The organism is Pseudomonas sp. AP42 (genome assembly GCF_001728935.1).
GTDB lineage: Bacteria > Pseudomonadota > Gammaproteobacteria > Pseudomonadales > Pseudomonadaceae > Aquipseudomonas > Aquipseudomonas lactis.
In genome coordinates this window covers 30,612-51,395 of the sequence record NZ_LYSO01000023.1, presented here as the reverse complement: position 1 = coordinate 51,395, position 20,784 = coordinate 30,612, and the positions used below count along the sequence as shown (strand labels likewise).

The 20,784-nt window shown below is 60.6% G+C and carries 20 protein-coding genes and 1 pseudogene; 8 read left to right on the top strand and 13 right to left on the bottom strand.

All coding sequences use genetic code 11. From position 1 onward, the window contains the following. Positions 1-47 precede the first annotated feature (47 nt). The 3 genes and pseudogenes from A7K61_RS11610 to A7K61_RS34205 all read right to left on the bottom strand — a co-directional run. A complete protein-coding gene (locus tag A7K61_RS11610) occupies positions 48-413 on the bottom strand; it encodes a DUF2784 domain-containing protein (protein WP_069557574.1) in 366 nt (121 codons plus the stop codon). 50 nt (positions 414-463) lie between these two features. After that, positions 464-790 (bottom strand): helix-turn-helix domain-containing protein, encoded by a 327-nt coding sequence (locus tag A7K61_RS11605; protein ID WP_003193344.1) that lies wholly within the window; start codon positions 788-790, stop codon positions 464-466. Continuing rightward, positions 774-843: pseudogene (locus A7K61_RS34205) on the bottom strand (type II toxin-antitoxin system RelE/ParE family toxin); the annotation flags it as partial. The gene A7K61_RS11605 and the pseudogene A7K61_RS34205, both read right to left, overlap by 17 nt. 230 nt (positions 844-1,073) lie before the next feature. Between A7K61_RS34205 and A7K61_RS11600 the strand changes: the two are divergent. Next, positions 1,074-1,760, top strand: a complete 687-nt coding sequence (locus A7K61_RS11600) for an HAD-IA family hydrolase (protein ID WP_047711581.1) — start codon at positions 1,074-1,076, stop codon at positions 1,758-1,760. Positions 1,761-1,891: 131 nt separating this feature from the next. Here A7K61_RS11600 and A7K61_RS11595 read toward each other — a convergent pair whose 3' ends face one another. Further along, entirely contained in the window at positions 1,892-2,638 is a 747-nt protein-coding gene (locus tag A7K61_RS11595) for a 3-oxoacyl-ACP reductase family protein (RefSeq protein WP_047711580.1), read from the bottom strand. Between the two features lie 107 nt (positions 2,639-2,745). On the opposite strand from A7K61_RS11595, the gene A7K61_RS11590 reads away from it, so the two are divergent. Further along, positions 2,746-3,669 carry a LysR family transcriptional regulator gene (locus A7K61_RS11590; RefSeq protein WP_069557573.1) on the top strand — a complete coding sequence of 308 codons (924 nt, stop codon included), beginning with the start codon at positions 2,746-2,748 and terminating at the stop codon, positions 3,667-3,669. Between the two features lie 105 nt (positions 3,670-3,774). Here the strand turns inward: A7K61_RS11590 and A7K61_RS11585 are convergent, their stop codons facing one another. The 3 genes from A7K61_RS11585 to A7K61_RS11575 all read right to left on the bottom strand — a co-directional run bounded on the left by A7K61_RS11585 (position 3,775) and on the right by A7K61_RS11575 (position 7,274). Continuing rightward, a complete protein-coding gene (locus A7K61_RS11585; protein WP_069557572.1) occupies positions 3,775-4,503 on the bottom strand; it encodes an aspartate/glutamate racemase family protein in 729 nt (242 codons plus the stop codon). A 13-nt stretch (positions 4,504-4,516) separates the two neighbouring features. After that, positions 4,517-6,046, bottom strand: a complete 1,530-nt coding sequence (locus A7K61_RS11580) for an NCS1 family nucleobase:cation symporter-1 (protein ID WP_069557571.1) — start codon at positions 6,044-6,046, stop codon at positions 4,517-4,519. A gap of 493 nt (positions 6,047-6,539) precedes the next feature. After that, complete coding sequence (locus tag A7K61_RS11575) at positions 6,540-7,274, bottom strand: phosphoadenylyl-sulfate reductase (protein WP_014719506.1); 735 nt, start codon at positions 7,272-7,274, stop codon at positions 6,540-6,542. A gap of 151 nt (positions 7,275-7,425) precedes the next feature. On the opposite strand from A7K61_RS11575, the gene thrH reads away from it, so the two are divergent. Beyond that, positions 7,426-8,043, top strand: coding sequence for a bifunctional phosphoserine phosphatase/homoserine phosphotransferase ThrH (gene thrH / locus A7K61_RS11570; RefSeq protein ID WP_069557570.1), 618 nt, complete (start codon positions 7,426-7,428; stop codon positions 8,041-8,043). A gap of 123 nt (positions 8,044-8,166) precedes the next feature. Here the strand turns inward: thrH and A7K61_RS11565 are convergent, their stop codons facing one another. The 6 genes from A7K61_RS11565 to A7K61_RS11540 all read right to left on the bottom strand — a co-directional run bounded on the left by A7K61_RS11565 (position 8,167) and on the right by A7K61_RS11540 (position 13,558). After that, positions 8,167-8,523, bottom strand: a complete 357-nt coding sequence (locus A7K61_RS11565) for a type II toxin-antitoxin system HigA family antitoxin (RefSeq protein WP_047711578.1) — start codon at positions 8,521-8,523, stop codon at positions 8,167-8,169. Beyond that, a complete protein-coding gene (locus A7K61_RS11560) occupies positions 8,523-8,825 on the bottom strand; it encodes a type II toxin-antitoxin system HigB family toxin (protein ID WP_047711577.1) in 303 nt (100 codons plus the stop codon). The genes A7K61_RS11565 and A7K61_RS11560 overlap by 1 nt, the downstream gene beginning before the upstream one ends. 228 nt (positions 8,826-9,053) lie before the next feature. After that, positions 9,054-10,397, bottom strand: a complete 1,344-nt coding sequence (pabB, locus tag A7K61_RS11555; RefSeq protein ID WP_069557569.1) for an aminodeoxychorismate synthase component I — start codon at positions 10,395-10,397, stop codon at positions 9,054-9,056. A 99-nt stretch (positions 10,398-10,496) separates the two neighbouring features. Continuing rightward, on the bottom strand, positions 10,497-11,483 hold the full coding sequence (locus tag A7K61_RS11550; RefSeq protein WP_069557568.1) for an alpha-L-glutamate ligase-like protein: 987 nt from the start codon (positions 11,481-11,483) through the stop codon (positions 10,497-10,499). Then, positions 11,483-13,015: an inactive transglutaminase family protein gene (locus A7K61_RS11545; RefSeq protein WP_003193324.1), complete on the bottom strand. Its 1,533-nt coding sequence runs from the start codon at positions 13,013-13,015 to the stop codon at positions 11,483-11,485. The genes A7K61_RS11550 and A7K61_RS11545 overlap by 1 nt, the downstream gene beginning before the upstream one ends. An 18-nt stretch (positions 13,016-13,033) precedes the next feature. Then, positions 13,034-13,558 (bottom strand): ATP-dependent zinc protease, encoded by a 525-nt coding sequence (locus A7K61_RS11540; protein ID WP_014719501.1) that lies wholly within the window; start codon positions 13,556-13,558, stop codon positions 13,034-13,036. A 270-nt stretch (positions 13,559-13,828) separates the two neighbouring features. Here A7K61_RS11540 and A7K61_RS11535 point away from each other — a divergent pair, with 270 nt between their 5' ends. The 5 genes from A7K61_RS11535 (at position 13,829) to prpF (ending at position 20,587) form a co-directional block, all read left to right on the top strand. Next, the gene (locus A7K61_RS11535) at positions 13,829-14,542 is read left to right on the top strand and encodes a GntR family transcriptional regulator (RefSeq protein ID WP_003193321.1); all 714 of its coding nucleotides are present in this window, start codon (positions 13,829-13,831) and stop codon (positions 14,540-14,542) included. Then, entirely contained in the window at positions 14,539-15,432 is an 894-nt protein-coding gene (gene prpB, locus A7K61_RS11530; RefSeq protein ID WP_003193320.1) for a methylisocitrate lyase, read from the top strand. The genes A7K61_RS11535 and prpB overlap by 4 nt, the downstream gene beginning before the upstream one ends. Positions 15,433-15,474: 42 nt before the next feature. Then, entirely contained in the window at positions 15,475-16,602 is a 1,128-nt protein-coding gene (gene prpC / locus A7K61_RS11525; protein WP_003193317.1) for a 2-methylcitrate synthase, read from the top strand. A 188-nt stretch (positions 16,603-16,790) separates the two neighbouring features. Next, a complete protein-coding gene (gene acnD / locus A7K61_RS11520) occupies positions 16,791-19,385 on the top strand; it encodes a Fe/S-dependent 2-methylisocitrate dehydratase AcnD (protein WP_069557567.1) in 2,595 nt (864 codons plus the stop codon). A gap of 11 nt (positions 19,386-19,396) precedes the next feature. Continuing rightward, positions 19,397-20,587: a 2-methylaconitate cis-trans isomerase PrpF gene (prpF, locus tag A7K61_RS11515; protein WP_047711575.1), complete on the top strand. Its 1,191-nt coding sequence runs from the start codon at positions 19,397-19,399 to the stop codon at positions 20,585-20,587. The last annotated feature ends 197 nt before the right edge of the window (positions 20,588-20,784 follow it).

Here is a 20,784-nt window from a genome sequence, read left to right as displayed (position 1 = left end):
AACCACGACGGATTGAGGTGCGCTGATTTTTCACCAGCGCCGCTGTCTCAAGCCTGTACGTAACGGCGAATAACCCGCCCATACACCGCGAGGTTGATCACCACCACCACGGCTCCCAACAGCAATTGGATATTGGCAGTCAGCCCGGCGGGGTAGATCAGCGTGAGGATGTAGTGCTCGATAAACCCGCCGCCATAACCGTCCTGCCCGGCCAGGTGGCGAAACAGGTTTTCCCAACGGGTGAGCGGGCAGGGCAGGTGCAGCACCTCCACCGAGATGCCCCAGGCAACGGCGGGCAAGTGCAGCCACATTACCCTGGGCCACTTCAGGGTGAGCAGGCCACCGAACAGCACGAACAGGATAAAGGCCAGGTGGAACAGCACGAGGCCGTCGGCGGCTAGGCGGTAGAGCATGTTTGAGCTCGATCTGAGTAAAGGAATACGTGAATTCTTGCCGGGTGACGTTATAGCTCCAGTTGACTGGCATTGATACCGAACGCCTTGGCTATCTTTTCCCGCGTGGTGCGGCGAGGTTTGCTGACCGCTTCCTGCTGGGCAAATGCCGATTGTGAAATACCCAGGCGTTGGGCGACTTCTTCCTGGGTCAAGCTCAGGTGCTCGCGCCACGCGCGGATAGGTGTTGCGCCATCCACCAGGCGGCTGACTACCGCATGGGGGATCAGGTTTGGATCGTTTTGCTGCGCCACATAGTGTTCATAGGGAATCACCACATAGGCTGGCTTGCCCTGCGTATTGTGGATGATCTGTACGGCAGTAGGTTCGCTCGTCACGTTTTTTAACCATCTTGGATGCTGACGACCTGGATGCTGCCGTCCCAGTCGAAAATGCTGATGGTACGAATGCAACCGAAGCAATTGTTTGACGGCTTTTCGCGCCCATTGGATTGAGTTCATGGAAGTCTAATAAGTCTTTTATAAGGTTTTCAATCGATATTTTCAGAACCGCGTCAACGGGTCATGAATCAGCGGTCGTGGTCCACGAAGGTTGCTTGCAGGCAACGAGGGCCGTTATTGTGCTGAATCCTTTTAGTCCTCGCCCCAAGGTTGTGTTGTGATGAATGCACCGCGTACCGCTGTCCCGATCAAGGCCGTGATTTTCGATATGGACGGGTTGTTGCTGGATACCGAAGGCATCTACACCGAAGTCACACAGATCATTGCCGAACGCTATGGCCGTACCTACGACTGGAGCATCAAACAGCACATCATCGGGCGGGGGGCCCAGGATTTGGCCGACTATGTGGTCAAGGCGCTGGACCTGCCGATCACGCCCGCCGAGTTTCTGGAAATTCGTGAACCGCTGATGAGCGAGCGTTTTCCCAAGGCCCTGGGCATGCCCGGCGCCGAGGCGTTGGTGCGGCATTTGAAGGCGCACAATATTCCGATTGCGGTGGGCACCAGTTCATCGCGTAATTCGTTTGGCCACAAGACCACCCTGCACCGTGAATGGTTTGGCCTGTTCGACACCATCGTCACCGCCGACGACCCGGAAGTCGGCGCCGCCAAGCCCGCGCCGGATATCTTCCTCACCGCCGCGCGTCGGTTGGGTGTAGCACCTGAGGATTGCCTGGTGTTCGAAGACTCGCCGTTTGGCGTGACGGCGGCGAAGGCTGCCAACATGACCGCCATTGCGGTGCCCGATGAGGCCATGGCGGACAGCAAGTACCAGCATGCTGACCTGATTATTCGCAAACTCGCCGACTTTGACCTGGCCGCCTACGGCTTGCCTCCCATGGCCTGACCCCGCGCGGTCAAAAATGTGGGAGCGGGCTTGCTCGCGAATGCAGGGTGTCAGTCAGTAGATTTATCAACTGACCCACCGCCTTCGCGAGCAAGCCCGCTCCCACATTTGGGTTGCGGTTCTGCAAAGAATCAGGCGCTGAACCCACCATCGATGGTCAGGCTGGCGCCGGTGATGTAGCCCGCTTCCGGCCCAGCCAGATATGCCACAAAACTGGCGATCTCCTCCACATGCCCATACCGACCTACCGCCATCAACCCGATCAGGCTTTCGGCAAAATCACTGTTCGCCGGGTTCATATCGGTGTCCACCGGCCCAGGCTGCACGTTGTTGATGGTAATGCCCCGTGGCCCCAGGTCCCGTGCCAACCCCTTGGTCAACCCCACCAGCGCCGCTTTGCTCATGGCGTAGGGCCCGCCACCGCCAAAGGGCATGCGTTCGGCGTTGGTGCTGCCGATATTGATCACCCGGCCACCTTCGCCCATGTGCTTGGCGGCTTCCTGGGTGGCGATAAATACGCTGCGTACGTTGATCGCCAAGGTCTGGTCGAAGTCTTCCAGCTTGAATTCGTCCAGCGGCGCGATGGCCAGCACGCCAGCGTTATTCACCAGGATATCCAGGCGTCCAAACGCCTCGACTGTAGCCTTCACCGCAGCGCGAATCGCCGTGGCATCGGCGCTGTCGGCCTGTATCGCCAGGGCTTTGCCGCCTTCGCTGATCACTTCGTTCTGCAACGCTTGGGCCTTGGCGGCCGAACTGACGTAGGTAAAGGCAACCGCTGCGCCCTGGGCGGCGAGGCGCTTGACGATGGCGGCGCCGATGCCGCGGGAACCGCCTTGAATCAAGGCGACTTTGCCGGTGAGGTTGTGTGTGGTCATGTCGATCTCCGAGGTAGTTGATGGGGCGAGTATCGACCTCACCCGCGCAGCTCGGTAGCCCGTGGTTGCTATAGTCTGTGTAAACCAAAAGTTTAGAGTGGGGCGATATGGAAAGCTTTGGCAGTATCGAATGCTTTGTGCGCAGCGCCGAGGGTGGCAGCTTTGCCGAGGCTGCACGGCACCTGAGCCTCACGCCTGCTGCGGTGGGTAAAAGCGTCGCCAAGCTGGAGGCGCGCCTCGGTGTGCGGCTGTTTCAGCGCAGCACTCGGCGCCTGGCGCTGACCGAAGCCGGCAAGATGTTCCTGGCGGAAGTCAGCGGCAGCCTCACCACCATCCAGAATGCGGTCGCCAACCTGGCCAGTGCCGAAGGGCGGCCGGTGGGTACACTCAAGGTCAGTATGGGGCCGGTGTTCGGCAATCGGTATGTGGTGCCTTTGTTGGGCGAATTTATGCGGCGCTTTCCGGATATCAGTCCGGACTGGCACTTCGATAACCGCCAGGTCGACCTGATCGGCCAAGGCTTCGATGCCGCTATCGGCGGTGGTTTTGAGCTGCCCCAAGGCGTGGTGGCGCGCAAGTTGACCCCGGCGCACCGGGTGCTGGTGGCGTCGCCGGATTACCTGGCGCGGCGCTCGCTGGTGCTGGCGCCCGACGACCTGTCGCACTGCCTCGGCATCTTGATTCGCTCGCCGCAGACTGGCCGGGTGCGCTCATGGCAACTGACCCACCGTGAGCGCGAGCACAGCCCTTTAGTGCTGAAACCGGCGATGACCATGAGCGACTCCGAAGCCGCGTGCTGCGCCAGTGCCCAGGGCCTTGGCATCGCGCTGGTGAGCATGCCGATGGCGGTGCCGTTCCTGGACAGCGGTGCGTTGGTGCGGGTGTTACCCGATTGGTATGTGGACGACGGCAATATTTCCATCTACTACGCCGAGCATAAATTGCTGCCGGGCAAGACGCGGGCGTTTGTGGATTTCGTTATTGAGCAGTTTGCCGAGCAAAAACTGGCTCAACGGTTCAGTGCTATCTGAGCACGGCCTTACATCGAGTCGTGGCCATCGCGGGCAAGCCCGGCTCCCACAGTGATCGCGATCCAATGTGGGAGCCGGGCTTGCCCGCGATGCAGGCGCATCGGTCTACCGCCCGAACTTACCCGGCCAGCCGATGACCTTCTTTGGTCGCGGCGTGGCGTACGTCCTGACCTTCGACGTCGACAACCCCAACCGCACCAACGACTCGGCCACCATCACCGCCGCCGTCACTCCATCCACCACCGGCACCCCGGTGCGCTGGCGAATCTGCTCATCCAGCCCGGCCATGCCGCCGCAGCCCAGGCAGATCACCTCGGCCTTGTCGTCGCGGATGGCCAGTTCGGCCTGGCGCACGATGGCCTCCATGGCGCCCAGCGGGTCTTCTTCCAGTTCCAGCACCGCCATGCCGCTGGCGCGCACCGAAGCACAACGCTGGTAGAGGCCGGCGAGTTTCAGCCGGTCTTCAATCAGCGGCACCGTGCGGTCCAGGGTGGTCACCACCGAGTAGGCGTGCCCCAGGAACATTGCGGTGCTGGCCGCCGCTTCGGTGATATCCACCACCGGCACATTGAGCAGTTCCTGCAGGCCTTCACGGCCATGTTCGCCATAGCCGGCCTGGATCACCGCATCAAAGGGCTGGTCGTAGGTCATCACCCGGTCCATCACGGCGATGGCCGCCAGGTAGCTCTCAAAATTGCCTTCCACCGATTCGGCGCCGAAGTACGGGGTGAGCCCGACAATCTCGGTGCCCGGTGAAGCCACCGCCCGTGCTTGTTGGGCGATGGTCTCGGTGATGGATTCGGTGGTGTTGACGTTGACCACGAGGATACGCATGGAAAGTCCTTGTTTAATGACTGACGTTATCGACGGCAATGCTTTCGCCGCTGACATCGGCGTAGTGCGGTTGACGCTTGGCAATCAGCAGGTACAGCAACCCGGCAATGCCGGCGCCAAACAACCAGGAAAACGGCGAGACGCTGGCAAACCCCGGCAGCAGCGCCAGCAGGATGGCGATCACCGCCGCCGGTATGAACGCCGCCACCGCACGCATATTCACCCCCCGGTTGTAGTAATAAATGCCTTGGGGGTCTTCGCTGTACAGCTGCGGCACGTCCACCTGGCTTTTACGGATCAGCCAGTAATCGACCATGATCACCCCGTACAGCGGCCCCAGCAGCGCGCCCAGGCCAGAGAGGAAATACACGATCACCAGTGGGCTGTTGTAGAGGTTCCACGGCAGGATCAGCACGGCAACGAAGGCGCTGATCAGCCCGGCGCGACGGAAGTTCAGGTACTTGGGCGCCAGGTTGCTCAGTACGAAGGCCGGGGCGACGAAGTTGGCCATGATGTTTACCGCCACGGTGACGATCAGGAAAGCCAGGCAGCCGAGCACAAGAAAGAAGGTGTTAGGGATCGCCGCGATGATTTCGGTCGGGCTTTCGATCACGCGGCCATTGAGCTGGAACTGCCCGCCGCACAGCAGCACGGTGATGGCGGCGAACACCAGGATATTCACCGGCAGGCCCCAGAAGTTGCCGACCTGGATGGTCTTGCGGCACGGCGACGAACGCGCGAAGTCGCAGAAGTTGAGGATCAGGGTGCCGTAGATGGCCAGCCACAGCGCGCCGCCGGCAAAGATATTGCGCCACATCTCGCCGCCACTCAGGGGCTCGCGGATCGACCAGGCAATTTGCCCGTTCGCCTGGTAGTACATCCAGCCGGCCAGCGCAGCCACGGTCAGCAGAATCACCGGCCCGGCGAAGCCTTCATAGCGACGTACCATTTCCATGCCATAGGCGAGAATCACCAACTGCACCAGCCAGATCGCCACAAAGCACGCCCAACCTAAGGTCGACAGGCCGAGAACCGAGTCGTGGTCATAATCGGCAAACCCTGGATGAATGGCTGTCAGCAGTACGCGGAAAACCACCGAGGCCAGGTAGGTCTGGATCCCAAACCAGGCAATCGCAATTACCGCCCTGATCAATGCCGGAATCTGCGCCCCGTAGATGCCAAAACTGATGCGGCTGATAACCGGAAACGGCACACCGGTCTTCTGCCCCATGTAGCCCGACAAGTTCATAAAGAAGTACACCAGCGCCGCGCCGATCCCCAGGGACAGCAATATTTGCCAGCCGCCCAGGCCTAATGCATATAAGCCGATGGCGAATGAGTAGTTGGCGATGTTGTGCACGTCATTGGTCCACAACGCGAAGATGCTATAGCGCCCCCAGCGTCGTCCTTCGACCTTGGTGGGCGCCAGGTCCTTGTTGTGCAGGCGTGGGCTGAGCACCAGCGGGCCGGGGCCTGTGGCTGCAGGATTTAATGGGGAGGAGGGCAGATCCAGTGCGAGGGTGTTTGAGAGACTTGTACGCATTCCGGCAGGCTCCAGCGCATCTGCAGCAAAGCGGCGGATGGCAAAGTGTATGTAGGTTCTGTATTGATTGTATACAAAGCGTACTTCTGCCTAAGCCATATGCGTGCCAATTCTCGATATATGAAAATATTGGCTAATTTCGTTTTTATATAGGTTGAGAATAACTTACTGAATTACGGGCACTATAAGTTGACCGTTTGAACAGGTATTTATTTTTTTGTTAATTGGAGGGCTATTTATAGACGGCGCCTTTGGCGCAGGGAGATGTTACGTTTTGGTGCGTTGTATATTAAGTTGCACACAAAAATGGCACTTATGGTTACAGGGTTGTGTACAAGATTTGCCCGGCCACAAAGCAAATCTCGCTTTCTGTAGGAGCGAGCTTGCTCGCCAAAAACTTAACGACCCCGCGTTTATTCAGGAAGCACGCGTTATCGTTGACGTTTTTCGCGAGCAAGCTCGCTCCTACAGGGTTTTTGACCGCGTCAGAGGCTCAAGCCTTGCTGATGATATTCCCCGCATGCAGCCCGCATTCCTTCTGCGTGGCTTCTTCCCACCACCAGCGGCCTTCACGTTCATGCTGGCGGGGCAATACCGGCCGGGTGCAGGGCTCGCAGCCGATGCTGATAAAACCGCGCTCATGCAGGCTGTTGTACGGCAGCTCCAGCATGCGGATATAACCCCACACCTCCTCGCTGGTCATCTGCGCCAGCGGGTTGAACTTGTACAGGGTGCGTTCCGGCGTGGAGAACGCCGTGTCGATTTCCAGCGCCGCCACCTGGCTGCGGGTGCCGGGGCTCTGGTCGCGGCGCTGGCCGGTGGCCCAGGCGCTCACACCTGCGAGTTTGCGGCGCAGCGGTTCGATCTTGCGGATGCCGCAGCATTCGCCATGGCCGTCCTTATAGAAACTGAACAGGCCTTTCTCTTTGACGAAGGGCTCCAGCTTGCTCGGGTCCGGCGAGATCAGTTCGATGTCGATCTTGTAGAACTCACGCACCTGCTCGATAAACCGGTAGGTCTCGGGGTGCAGGCGGCCAGTGTCGAGGCTGAACACCTTGACGTTCTTGTTCAGCTTCCAGGCCATGTCCACCAGCACCACATCCTCGGCACCGCTGAAGGAAATCCACAGGTCATCGCCGAACTGGCTGAACGCCAGCTTGAGAATGTCCTGGGCAGACTTGTTGGCATAAGTCGTGGCGAGTTCAACGACGTCGAAGGCTTGGTTCATCAGGACGGTTCCTACAGGTCAGTGGCGCTGAGCGCTCTCTAGGAGGGCGATGGTATCAAAATCTGTCCCGCGTTGCGGCGGCGGGCTTGAGTCGCTAGAGTTCGGCAGTCCTTTTGCTCGCTCAACTAACAACATCTAATAGGAGTGTCGTGTGGAAATTGCCTGCCTTGACCTGGAAGGGGTGCTGGTTCCGGAAATCTGGATCGCCTTCGCCGAAAAAACCGGTATTGAATCCCTGCGCGCCACCACCCGTGACATCCCCGACTACGACGTGCTGATGCAGCAACGCCTGCGCATCCTCGACGAGCATGGGCTCAAGCTGGCCGATATCCAGGCCGTGATCGCCACACTCAAGCCGCTGGACGGCGCCATCGAGTTCGTCAACTGGCTGCGTGAGCGTTTCCAGGTGGTGATCCTGTCCGACACCTTCTACGAATTCTCCCAACCGCTGATGCGTCAGCTGGGTTTCCCGACTTTGCTTTGCCACCGCTTGATCACCGATGAAACCGACCGGGTGGTCAGCTACCAACTGCGCCAGAAAGACCCCAAGCGCCAATCGGTGCTGGCATTCAAAACCCTCTACTACCGCGTGATCGCTGCCGGTGATTCCTACAACGACACCAGCATGCTGGGTGAAGCTGACCGCGGGATTCTGTTCCATGCGCCGGACAATGTGATTCGCGAATTCCCGCAGTTCCCGGCGGTGCATACGTTTGAAGACCTGAAGAAAGAGTTTATCAAGGCGTCGAATCGGCAGTTGAGCCTGTAAGTGTTTCTGCGAGGCTGATTGCCCCATCGCAGGCAAGCTCCCACCTTCGACCACGTAACGTCAAACGACGCGGTCAACTGTGGGAGCCGGGCTTGCCCGCGATGGCGCCGGCTCCGTCACCGCCTAACCCTCGGCCAGCAAGCGCTCATAAGGAATACTCAAGCCTTCATGCAGGCGTTTGATCATCGCCAGGCTCAGCTTGCGCTTGTGATTCAATACTTCCGACACGCGCCCGCTGGTGCCGATAAAGGGCTCCAGGTCGCGTGGGGTCATGCCCAGTTGTTCCATTCGAAATCGGATTGCTTCCACTGGGTCTGAAGGTGGCATTGGGTAATGCTCCGCCTCGTACTTCTCGATGAGGATTGCGAGAATCTCCAGCTCGTCACCCTCTGGCAAGCCGGCTTGTGCGTTCCAAAGCTGCTCCACGCGAGCAAGTGCCGCGGTCAAATCCTCATCGGAACGAATAGGTTTGATGTTCATCACACGGTCTCCGCGTTGATTTGATCGTATTGCGCGTGGGTCCCTACGAAACGTATGAACCCAAGCTGCCGCGCGTAATCGATCGCCATGATCACTCGATACTTGTTGCCGCCGACGTTGAGCACGACCCTGCCGCCCTTAAGAATGCTCGCTGTTCTGAGCTGGGCCTTGAGTGCTTGCGGCGTTGGATAATTGGCCTTTTCCATGTGCCGATACAACTCGACCAGCGGTGTTCTGGCGTCGCTATAAGCTGAATGGCTTTCCCAGAATATTCGTAGGGTAGATAGAGCGATTATCCGCATCGCTTCAACCTCCCATTTCGGGAGATCATAGGTGCGATTGCATGGATAGGCAATCTCGGAAATATTTCCAGACGAGGAGGTAGTCGCTTCATGTGATCCTTCACAGGGTGGCGGGTGGGAGGTCGATCCGGACGCTATCTGCAAGCGTCTATCCCGTCCACAGCGGTTCTGATTCAGGCTTTTTCTATCGCATGGCGTTCTACTCGAACGCTAGGCAGGGGCTGTGCCCTACAGATTTTCCAATGTCTGTAACAACACCCGCACCTTCGTCAGCGACTCCTGATACTCCGCCTGCCACTCTGAATCCGCCACAATCCCACCGCCACCCCAGCAACACACCTGCCCGTCCTTGACCAGCAAGCTGCGGATGGCAATGGAGCTGTCCATCTCGCCGCGCACGTCCAGGTACACCAGCGAGCCGCAATAGAGCCCGCGGCGGGTGGGTTCAAGTTCGTCGATAATCTGCATCGCACGAATCTTCGGTGCGCCGGTGATGGAGCCGCCGGGGAAGCTGCCGGCGATCAGGTCGAGGGCGTCTTTGTCGTCGGCCAATACGCCGGTGACGCTGCTCACCAGGTGGTGCACGTTGGGGTAGCTTTCCAGGCTGAACAGCTCCGGCACTTTCACTGAGCCTATGCGGCAACTGCGGCCGAGGTCGTTGCGCAGCAGGTCAACGATCATCAGGTTTTCTGCACGGTCCTTGGGGCTGGCGAGCAACTCAGCGGCGTTGGCGGCATCCTCTTCGGAGGTTAAACCGCGAGGGCGGGTGCCCTTGATCGGGCGGGTTTCCACCTGACGCTCGCTGATGCGCACAAAGCGTTCCGGCGACAGGCTCAGCACCGCGCTGTCATCGGGCAAACTCTGGAACCCGGAAAACGGCGTCGGGCAGGCTTCGCGCAGCGCGCAGTAGGCTGCCCATGGATCGCCGATGCACGGCGCACGAAAGCGTTGGGCAAAGTTGACCTGGTAGCAGTCGCCGGCCTGGATGTAATCCTGGATGCGAATGATGGCCTGGTGATAAGCCTCGGCGCTGAGGTCCGGGACCATGGGGCCGTGAAGCTTGAAGGTCGTCGGCGCATCGTTTTGTGCCTGACTGAACACGTTGATCAAGCGTTGCCGCTCGCTGTCGGCCAGCGCAGGGTGAAAGACCAACTGGCTGGTTTGCACCTGGTGATCGCTGACCAGCGCCCAGGCATAGAGCCCGAAACGCGCATCGGGCAGATGCAAATCGTCCACGGCCAGGTGTGAAACCTGCTCCAAGTGCCGACCAAAGTCATAGCTCAGGTAACCGATCAAACCACCGGCAAACGGTAAGTCATAGCCGTCAGGCAATGTCGCTTGACCCAACTGCGTCAGGTTCTTGCGCAAGCGTTGCAGGAAATCACCGCCACTTTCGTCCGGCCCAACCGTCAGGGTCGCTTCGGGCCAGGCACTGAGCAGGTCATACCGGCCGCGAACAGCCATCGGGCGGCCGCTGTCGAGCAGCACCGCACCAGGGGCGTGGCGAATGACCGCAAAGAACTCGGTGGGATTGGCCCGGTAGGGCAACGGGTATACGGAACAGGTCGACATGCGGGGGTGGATCAGCCAGTGGCGCGGGGGAGGGATTGTAGTCCCCTGTAGGATTTGCTCCTAGAGGGGATGTCGGGGATAGACAGTTCGAAGACCGGATCAGCCTTCCACGGGCGGTATATGGCCGAACATTTCCTGCACGAACTTCACACGCTCTTCCGGCGTTTCTATCACGCCGGCCGCCTTGAGTTCTTCCAGTCGTGCCTCCACCGCATGGGTGCGCAGAGTCAGGCCGCAGTCGTTGGCAATCTGGATGTTCAGCCCAGGCCGTGCGTTCAGCTCAAGGATCAGCGGGCCTTTTTCCTGGTCCAGCACCATGTCCACGCCGATATAACCCAGCCCGCACAGCTCGTAGCAGCCGGCGGCGAGCTTCATGAAACCGTCCCAGTTGGGCAGTTGCACGCCATCTACCGCGTTGGTGGTGTCGGGGTGCTTGGTGATGATGTTGTTCAGCCAGGTGCCGCGCAGGGTCAGGCCGGTGGCCAGGTCTACACCCACGCCGATCGCGCCCTGGTGCAGGTTGGCCTTGCCGCCGGACTGGCGGGTGGGCAAGCGCAGCATCGCCATCACCGGGTAGCCCATCAGCACGATGATGCGAATGTCTGGCACGCCTTCGTAGCTGATGCTCTTGAAGATCTGGTCGGGCACCACGCGGTACTCGATCAATGCGCGGTCGCGGTGGCCGCCCAGGGAATACAGGCCGGTGAGGATGCTGGAAATCTGGTGCTCGATCTCCTCATGGCTGATGATTTTGCCGGACACCGTGCGATAGCGCCCTTCAAACCGGTCGGCCACCACCAGGATGCCGTCACCGCCGGCGCCCTGGGCGGGCTTGATCACGAAGTCGCTGCGCCCACCGATAATCTCGTCGAGCTTGTCGATTTCCTTTTCGGTGGAGATCACCCCGTACATTTCCGGCACGTGGATGCCGGCCGCCAGGGCCCGTTCCTTGGTGATGATCTTGTCATCCACGATAGGGTACAGGCTGCGCTTGTTGTACTTGAGCACGTAGTCGGCATTACGCCGATTGATGCCCATGATCCCCCGCGCTTCCAGGGCCTTCCAGGTCTTCCAGAAGCCGAACATCAAGAGTCAGCCTTCAGGAACGCCTTGAAGCGCACCAGCTCGGTGAGGCGATAGCCGCGATAGCGACCCATGGCCAGCATGAAGCCCACCAGAATCAACAGGATCGCCGGGAAGGTGAACACGAAGTACACCAGCTCCGGCACGCTCATGATCAGGTGCGCCAGGGAGGCGGCGAACAGCGTGCCAATCGCGACTTTCAGCGCATGGTTGGCACCACGTTCCTCCCAGGTGATCGACAGGCGTTCAATGGTCATGGTCAGGATCACCATCGGGAACAGCGCCACCGACAAGCCACGCTCCAGCCCCAGCTTGTGGCTGAACAGGCTGATGGCGGCAATCAACACCACCACGAAGGTCAGCACCACCGACAGCCTCGGCAGCATTTGCAGTTTCAGGTGTTCAAGGTACGACCTGAGCGACAGGCCCAGGGCCGTGATGATCGTGAACAGCACAATCCCGAAGCCCAACTGGGTCTCGCGGAACGCCAGGGCGATCAGCACGGGGGTGAAGGTGCCCAGGGTCTGCAGGCCGATGAGGTTACGCAGGATCAGGATCACCAGCACGCCAATCGGGATCATCACCATGATCATGAAGGTCTGTTGGGTTTGCAGCGGCAGGCCGTACAGCGAGTATTCGAGGAAGTTGGCGTCGGTGTTTTCGTCGGTCAGCTTGGCCAGGCGAATCGCGTTCATTTCGCTGTTGTTGAGGCTGAAGGTCACCATGGCCTTCTTGCCGCCATCGACCGTAATCAGGTTTTCATCGCCGGTCCACCACAGCAGGCGGTCGGCGGGCAGGCCCTGTTCGCCGGTCTCCGGGTTGAAGTACAGCCAGTCGTTGCCGTTGAAACTGCGCAGCCACAGCTCCGGGGTTTGCGGCTGGTCGGCCACCAGGCGGATGGTGTGGACTTTCTCTACTGGCACGTGGGCGATGGACAGCAGCAGTTCGACGATCTTGGCTTTGTGCGGCGTCGAGGGGTCGCCGGCCAGCAGCAACTTCACATTGTCGTCGTTGAGGTTGTTGGTGCGCTTGATGGCTTCGCTGATAAAGGTCTCGACGTCGGCCGAGTGCTGGCGGATCGGGGCCAGCAGGGCTTCGGCGGCGATCTTCTCGGGGCCTTCCACGGCGATGCTGTCGCGGAAGGTCGGGCCTTTGATCTTGACCTTCTCGCCGCTGTAGCGCTTGGTCAGCACCAGGCGGTAATAGAGGGTCTGGTTGCCCTTGGCCCGGCGCGCCGACCAGGTGACCTTGCGGTTGCCGTCGATACGGTTGACGCTCACCCCATAGTTGTTGGAGATAAAGCTTTCATTGAGGCTGACGAAGTCGCGGCTCAGGGGCGGCACGAACATCTGGATCTTGACCGGGTCTTTCGGGTTGGCGACGAACTCGACCTTGGCGTCGATGTTCCACAAGTCGTCGGTGGCATCTTCGGTGACGGGAATCCCCAGCACGAAGATCTGATAGGCGGTGACCGAAATGCCCAGCACCACCAGCAAGGTGATCAGGATTTTCAGGTGCAGGGTCAGAGAGCGCATTCGGTTTACTCGGCGGTATTAAGCGTCGGCGGCGCAGGCGGGTTTGCCTGCTGCATATTTAAGACTGGGGTCGACCAGCGCATCAAAGCGTTTCAAGGCTTCGGAGCCAATCAGCAGCGGGTATTGGAATGCGCTGCGGTCAGTCAAGTTCACTTCGATGCTGCGTAAAGCACTGCCCATGCAGATATCCAGCGCAATCACTGGGCGGGCGGTGTAGTTCTTGTCCTCATCGGGGTCGTAGTCGCCGGCGCGGCGCTTGATCTTGCTGACACGCGCCAGGGGCAGTTCGATGGGGTGGGAATGGGCGGTGTCGATGGCCAGGTAGAAGCGGACCCAGGATTCGCCATTGCGCTTGAAGCGCTTGATATCGCGGGCACTCAACGAGGCGGTCTTGGCGCCGGTGTCGAGTTTGGCCGCCACTTCCAGGTCGATACCTGCAAGCTTGGCGTATTCATTCAGGCCGTACACGGTCTTCTCGGCGCCAGCGCCAAGGCTCGGTATGCACAGCAGGCACATCACTAGTAGGTAAGGCTTGAGTCTCATAAATCCTGAGGCAGGGCAGTGCACTGTTCATTTCAAGGCGACTGGCATTGCTGCGCAATCTCGGGTGCGCCCTTTCATCATCTGATGTCAGGCAAAAGCGGCGGGCATTCTAACATGATGCTTTTTTGGCGCCAGCGCTGGCAGGCGGCCATGCCTTGGCAAGCGAATGAGGCGGTTATTAGACGATTGTCGACAATGTGTATTTATTCTTTGACTATGCTGGGCTAATTGACTAGTTTTTGTGGCATTGCTTTTAAAGGTGTCGACAATATGTTGGAGCAACTCGAAAAACCAGCCGTGGCACCAGACGATTCCCAGACCATGTCGGAGAACGTCTTCCGGCGTATCCAGGCCGCCATCGTCAAAGGCGAAATCGCCCCCGGCAGCAAGATTTCCGAGCCGGAGCTGGCGCGCACCTACGGCATCAGCCGCGGCCCGCTGCGCGAAGCGATCCATCGCCTGGAAGGCCAGCGCCTGCTGGTGCGGGTGCCTCACGTCGGCGCGCGCGTGGTGTCTTTGAGCCACGCCGAGTTGGTCGAACTGTACGAAATTCGCGAGTCCCTGGAGGGCATGGCCTGTCGCCTGGCCGCCGAGCGCATGACCGACGCGGAAATCGAAGAACTGCGCCAGGTATTGCACACCCATGAACGGGATGCCGCGTTCCAGGCCGGTGTCGGCTATTACCAGCAGGAAGGCGACTTCGATTTTCACTACCGCATCATTCAAGGCGCCGGTAACCGCACCCTCACCCAAATGCTCTGCGGCGAGCTGTACCAATTGGTGCGCATGTATCGCATCCAGTTCTCCGCCACCCCCAATCGTCCACGCCAGGCCTTTGCCGAGCATCACCGCATTCTGGACGCGATTGCCGATCGCGACGGTGAACTGGCCGAACTGTTGATGCGCCGGCATATCGGCGCCTCCAAACGCAACATTGCCCGTCACTTCCCGGACGGTGCGCCTTCATCACGAGGTGAGTCATGAGTTCCAACAACAACAGCACTCCCGGCCAGCGTTTCCGTGACGCCGTCGCCAGCGAACAGCCCTTGCAAGTGGTGGGCGCCATCAACGCCAACCACGCGCTCTTGGCCAAGCGCGCTGGTTTCAAGGCGATTTACCTGTCAGGCGGCGGTGTAGCCGCCGGCTCCCTCGGCGTGCCAGACCTGGGCATCACCGGCTTGGATGACGTGCTCACCGACGTGCGCCGCATTACCGACGTGTGCGACCTGCCGCTGCTGGTGGACGTGGACACCGGTTTCGGCTCCTCGGCGTTCAACGTGGCGCGTACCGTCAAGTCGATGATCAAGTTCGGCGCCGCCGCCATCCATATCGAAGACCAGGTCGGCGCCAAGCGCTGCGGTCACCGCCCGAACAAAGAAATCGTGTCCCAGCAGGAAATGGTCGACCGCATCAAGGCCGCCGTGGATGCGCGTACCGATGACAGCTTCGTGATCATGGCGCGCACCGATGCCCTGGCGGTCGAGGGCCTGGAGTCTGCCCTGGAACGTGCCGCCGCGTGCATCGAGGCCGGTGCCGACATGGTGTTCCCGGAAGCCATCACTGAACTGGAGATGTACAAGCTGTTCGCCTCCCGCGTGAAGGCGCCGATCCTGGCGAACATCACCGAGTTCGGCGCGACACCGCTGTACACCACCGAACAGTTGAAATCTGCGGATGTTTCCATTGTGCTGTACCCGCTCTCGGCCTTCCGTGCCATGAACAAGGCCGCCGAGAATGTCTACACCGCGATTCGTCGCGACGGTACCCAGCAGAACGTGATCGACACCATGCAAACGCGCATGGAGCTTTACGATCGCATCGACTACCACACCTTCGAGCAGAAGCTCGACGCGCTGTTCGCCGCGAAAAAATAAACCCTGTGGTTCCCTGAACAACTACAAAATTGGAGAACGAACATGGCTGAAGCTAAAGTATTGAGTGGTGCTGGCCTGCGTGGCCAGGTCGCCGGGCAGACTGCACTGTCCACCGTGGGCCAGGCCGGCGCCGGCCTGACCTACCGTGGCTACGACGTGCGCGAACTGGCCGCCGACGCCCAGTTTGAAGAAGTCGCCTACCTGCTGCTGTACGGTGAATTGCCAACCCAGGCAGAACTGGACGCCTACAGCAACAAGCTGAGCAAACTGCGTGACCTGCCCCAAGCCCTGAAAGAAGTGCTCGAACGCATCCCCGCCGACGCCCACCCGATGGACGTGATGCGCACCGGTTGCTCGTTCCTGGGCAATATCGAGCCCGAGAAAGATTTCAGCGTGCAGCGCGATGTCACCGACCGCCTGCTCGCCGCGTTCCCAGCGATCATGTGCTACTGGTATCGCTTCAGCCACGACGGCCAGCGCATCGACTGCGTGACCGACGAGCCGAGCATCGGCGGCCACTTCCTGCACCTGCTGCACGGCAAGAAACCAAGCGAGCTGCACGTCAAAGTGATGAACGTGTCGCTGATCCTCTACGCCGAACACGAATTCAACGCTTCGACCTTCACCGCACGGGTGTGTGCATCGACCCTGTCCGACCTGTATTCCTGCGTCACCGCTGCCATCGGCTCCCTGCGCGGCCCGCTGCACGGCGGTGCCAACGAAGCGGCGATGGAAATGATCGAGCGTTTCTCCTCGGCCCAGGAAGCGGTTGAAGGCACCCTTGGCATGTTGGCGCGCAAAGACAAGATCATGGGCTTTGGCCACGCGATCTATAAAGACAGCGATCCGCGCAATGAGGTGATCAAGGGCTGGTCGAAAAAACTCGCTGACGAAGTGGGCGACACCGTATTGTTCCCGGTCTCCGAAGCCATCGACAAGACCATGTGGGAACAGAAAAAGCTGTTTCCCAACGCCGATTTCTACCATGCCTCGGCGTACCACTTCATGGGCATTCCGACCAAGCTGTTCACGCCGATCTTCGTGTGCTCGCGCCTGACCGGCTGGGCTGCGCATGTGTTCGAGCAGCGCGCCAACAACCGCATCATCCGTCCAAGCGCCGAGTACACCGGCGTTGAGCAGCGCAAGTTCGTGCCAATCGAACGTCGCTGAAAAACTACTATCTCGGGCTGGAAACCCGATCAAAGTGTGGGAGCGGGCTTGCTCGCGAATGCGGTGTAACAGTCGCCGAGTGTGTTGAATGACACGCCGCTTTCGCGAGCAAGCCCGCTCCCACATTTAGGTCTCATTCCAACTCTGGATCCGGCTTCTTTTGCACTTACCGTGACCGAGTCCTGACGATGAACACTGAATTTCGCAAACCGCTCCCCGGCAGCCGCCTGGATTTCTTCGACGCCCGTGCGGCTGTCGAAGCAATCACCCCCGGCGCCTACGCCACCTTGCCTTACACCTCGCGCGTTCTCGCCGAAAACCTGGTGCGCCGTTGTGACCCCGCCACCCTCGACGCGTCCCTGAGCCAACTGATCGAGCGCAAGCGCGACCTCGACTTCCCCTGGTTCCCGGCCCGCGTGGTGTGCCATGACATCCTCGGCCAGACCGCCCTGGTCGACCTCGCCGGCCTGCGCGATGCCATCGCCCTGCAAGGCGGCGACCCGGCGCAGGTCAACCCGGTGGTGCCCACCCAATTGATCGTCGACCACTCCCTGGCCGTCGAAGCGGGCGGTTTTGATCCGCAGGCATTCGAAAAGAACCGCGCCATTGAAGACCGTCGCAACGAAGACCGTTTCCACTTTATCGAGTGGACCAAAAAGGCCTTCAAGAACGTCGATGTGATCCCGCCGGGCAACGGCATCATGCACCAGATCAACCTGGAGAAAATGTCTCCGGTGATTCAGGTGCGTGACGGTGTGGCCTTCCCGGATACCTGTGTTGGCACCGACAGCCACACGCCCCACGTGGATGCCCTGGGCGTGATCGCCATCGGCGTCGGTGGCCTGGAAGCCGAGAGCGTGATGCTCGGCCGCGCGTCGTGGATGCGCTTGCCGGAAAGCGTGGGCGTGGAACTGACCGGCAAGCTGCAACCGGGCATCACCGCCACTGATATGGTGCTGGCGCTCACCGAGTTCCTGCGTCAGCAGAAAGTTGTTGGCGCCTGGCTGGAGTTCTTCGGCGAAGGGGCTGCGGCACTCACCTTGGGTGACCGTGCGACTATCTCCAACATGGCCCCGGAGTACGGCGCCACCGCCGCGATGTTCTACATCGACGCGCAAACCATCGCTTACCTCAAACTCACCGGCCGCGAAGACGAGCAGGTCGCTCTGGTCGAGCAATACGCACGTCACACCGGCCTGTGGGCCGACGACCTGAAAGGCGCGCGGTACGAGCGCAGCCTGAGCTTTGACCTCTCCAGCGTCGTGCGCAACATGGCCGGCCCGAGCAACCCCCATGCCCGCCTGGCCACCCGCGACCTGGCGTCGAAAGGCATCGCTGGCCAATGGGATGACGTGCCGGGGCAAATGCCCGACGGCGCGGTGATCATCGCTGCCATCACCAGTTGCACCAACACCAGCAACCCGCGCAACGTGATCGCCGCCGGCCTGTTGGCACGCAACGCCAACAAGCTGGGGCTGACCCGCAAGCCGTGGGTCAAGTCGTCGTTGGCGCCGGGCTCGAAAACCGTGGCCATGTACCTGGAAGAAGCGGGACTTGGCCATGAGCTGGAAAAACTCGGCTTCGGCGTGGTGGCCTTTGCCTGCACCACCTGCAACGGCATGTCGGGCGCGCTCGACCCGGTGATCCAGCAAGAGATCATCGACCGCGACCTGTACGCCACCGCAGTGTTGTCAGGTAACCGCAACTTTGACGGGCGCATTCACCCTTACGCCAAGCAAGCCTTCCTGGCGTCGCCGCCGCTGGTGGTGGCCTATGCGATTGCCGGTACCATCCGTTTCGACATCGAGAAGGACGTGCTCGGCCTGGACGCCGACGGCAAGGAAATCCGCCTGCAAGACATCTGGCCGAGCGATGAAGAGATCGACGCGGTGGTCAAGGCTTCGGTAAAACCCGAGCAATTCCGTGCGGTGTATATCCCGATGTTCGCCATCCACGAAGACACCGGGCCCAAGGTCACGCCGCTGTACGACTGGCGCCCACAAAGCACCTATATCCGCCGCCCGCCTTACTGGGAAGGCGCGCTGGCCGGAGCACGGCCGCTCAAGGGCATGCGCCCGCTGGCGGTGCTGCCCGACAACATCACCACCGACCACTTGTCGCCGTCCAACGCGATCATGCTGGACAGCGCCGCCGGTGAATACCTGGCGAAAATGGGCTTGCCCGAGGTCGACTTCAACTCCTACGCCACCCACAGGGGCGACCATTTGACGGCGCAGCGCGCCACCTTCGCCAACCCGAAACTGTTCAACGAAATGGTGCAGGAAAACGGCAAGGTCAAGCAGGGCTCTCTTGCGCGTATCGAGCCGGAAGGCAAGGTCACGCGGATGTGGGAAGCCATCGAGACTTACATGGAGCGCAAGCAACCGCTGATCATCATCGCCGGCGCCGACTATGGACAGGGCTCGTCCCGTGACTGGGCGGCCAAGGGCGTACGCCTGGCCGGTGTGGAAGCGATTGCCGCCGAAGGCTTCGAGCGCATCCACCGCACCAACCTGGTGGGCATGGGCGTGCTGCCCCTGGAATTCCTGCCAGGCACCGACCGCCACACCCTCAAGATCGACGGCAGTGAAACCTATGATGTGGTCGGCGAGCGCACCCCGCGTGCGCAACTGACTCTGGTGATCAACCGCAAGAATGGCGAACGTGTCGAGGTGCCGGTGACGTGTCGCCTGGACACCGCTGAAGAAGTGTCGATCTACGAGGCGGGTGGCGTGTTGCAACGTTTCGCCCAGGACTTCCTGGAATCAAAGGCGACCGCCTGAAGAGGATAACCATGGCACACGTAGCGCAAATCAGAATCCCCGCCACTTACATGCGTGGCGGCACCAGCAAGGGCGTGTTCTTCAGCCTACAGGACCTGCCCACAGCGGCGCAGGTGCCGGGCCCTGCACGTGACGCCTTGTTGCTGCGGGTGATTGGCAGCCCCGACCCCTATGACAAGCAGATCGACGGCATGGGTGGGGCCACCTCGAGCACCAGCAAGACCGTGATCCTGGCCAAAAGCAGCCGCGCCGATCACGACGTGGATTACCTGTTCGGCCAGGTCTCCATCGACAAGCCATTTGTCGATTGGAGTGGCAACTGCGGCAACCTGTCGGCGGCGGTGGGCTCGTTCGCCATCAGCGCCGGCCTGGTCGATGCGGCCCGCGTACCCCATAACGGCGTGGCCGTGGTGCGGGTGTGGCAGGCCAACATCGGCAAGACCATCATTGCCCACGTGCCGATCACTGACGGCGCGGTGCAGGAAACCGGCGACTTTGAACTGGACGGCGTGACCTTCCCGGCCGCCGAAGTGCAGCTGGAATTCATGGACCCGGCGGCGGAAGAAGAGGGCGGTGGTGGCTCGATGTTCCCCACCGGCAACCTCGTCGACGACCTGGAGGTGCCCGGCGTCGGTACCTTCAAGGCCACGTTGATCAACGCCGGTATCCCGACGATTTTCATCAATGCCCAAGACCTGGGCTACACCGGTACCGAGCTGCAAGGCGCGATCAACAGCGACCCCAAGGCCCTGGCGATGTTCGAGACTGTGCGGGCGTATGGCGCGTTGCGCATGGGCTTGATCAAACACCTGGACGAAGCCGCCCAGCGCCAGCACACGCCCAAGGTGGCGTTCGTGGCCAAGCCTGCCGATTACGTGGCCTCCAGTGGCAAGGCGATCAAGGCCGGCGATGTGGATCTGCTGGTGCGCGCCTTGTCCATGGGCAAACTGCACCACGCGATGATGGGCACCGCGGCGGTGGCGATTGGCACCGCCGCGGCGATTTCCGGCACCTTGGTCAACCTCGCGGCAGGCGGCGTGGAACGCAATGCCGTGCGCTTCGGGCACCCGTCCGGCACCTTGCGCGTCGGCGCCGAGGCGAGCCAGGTGGACGGTGAATGGGTGGTGAAAAAAGCCATCATGAGCCGCAGTGCGCGGGTGTTGATGGAAGGCTACGTGCGCATCCCCGGCGACGCCTTCTAAAGGTCTACGCAGCGCCCCTGTGGGAGCGGGCTTGCTCGCGAAGGCGGTGTGTCAGGCACTGAAATGCTACTGAACCACCGCATTCGCGAGCAAGCCCGCTCCCACAGAGGGGCGCTATTTCAAGGCTGGCAATCAGACCGGCCATCACACCATTAATCGTAAGCCCGAGGATTATCACCCACCTATTTTGGAGAACT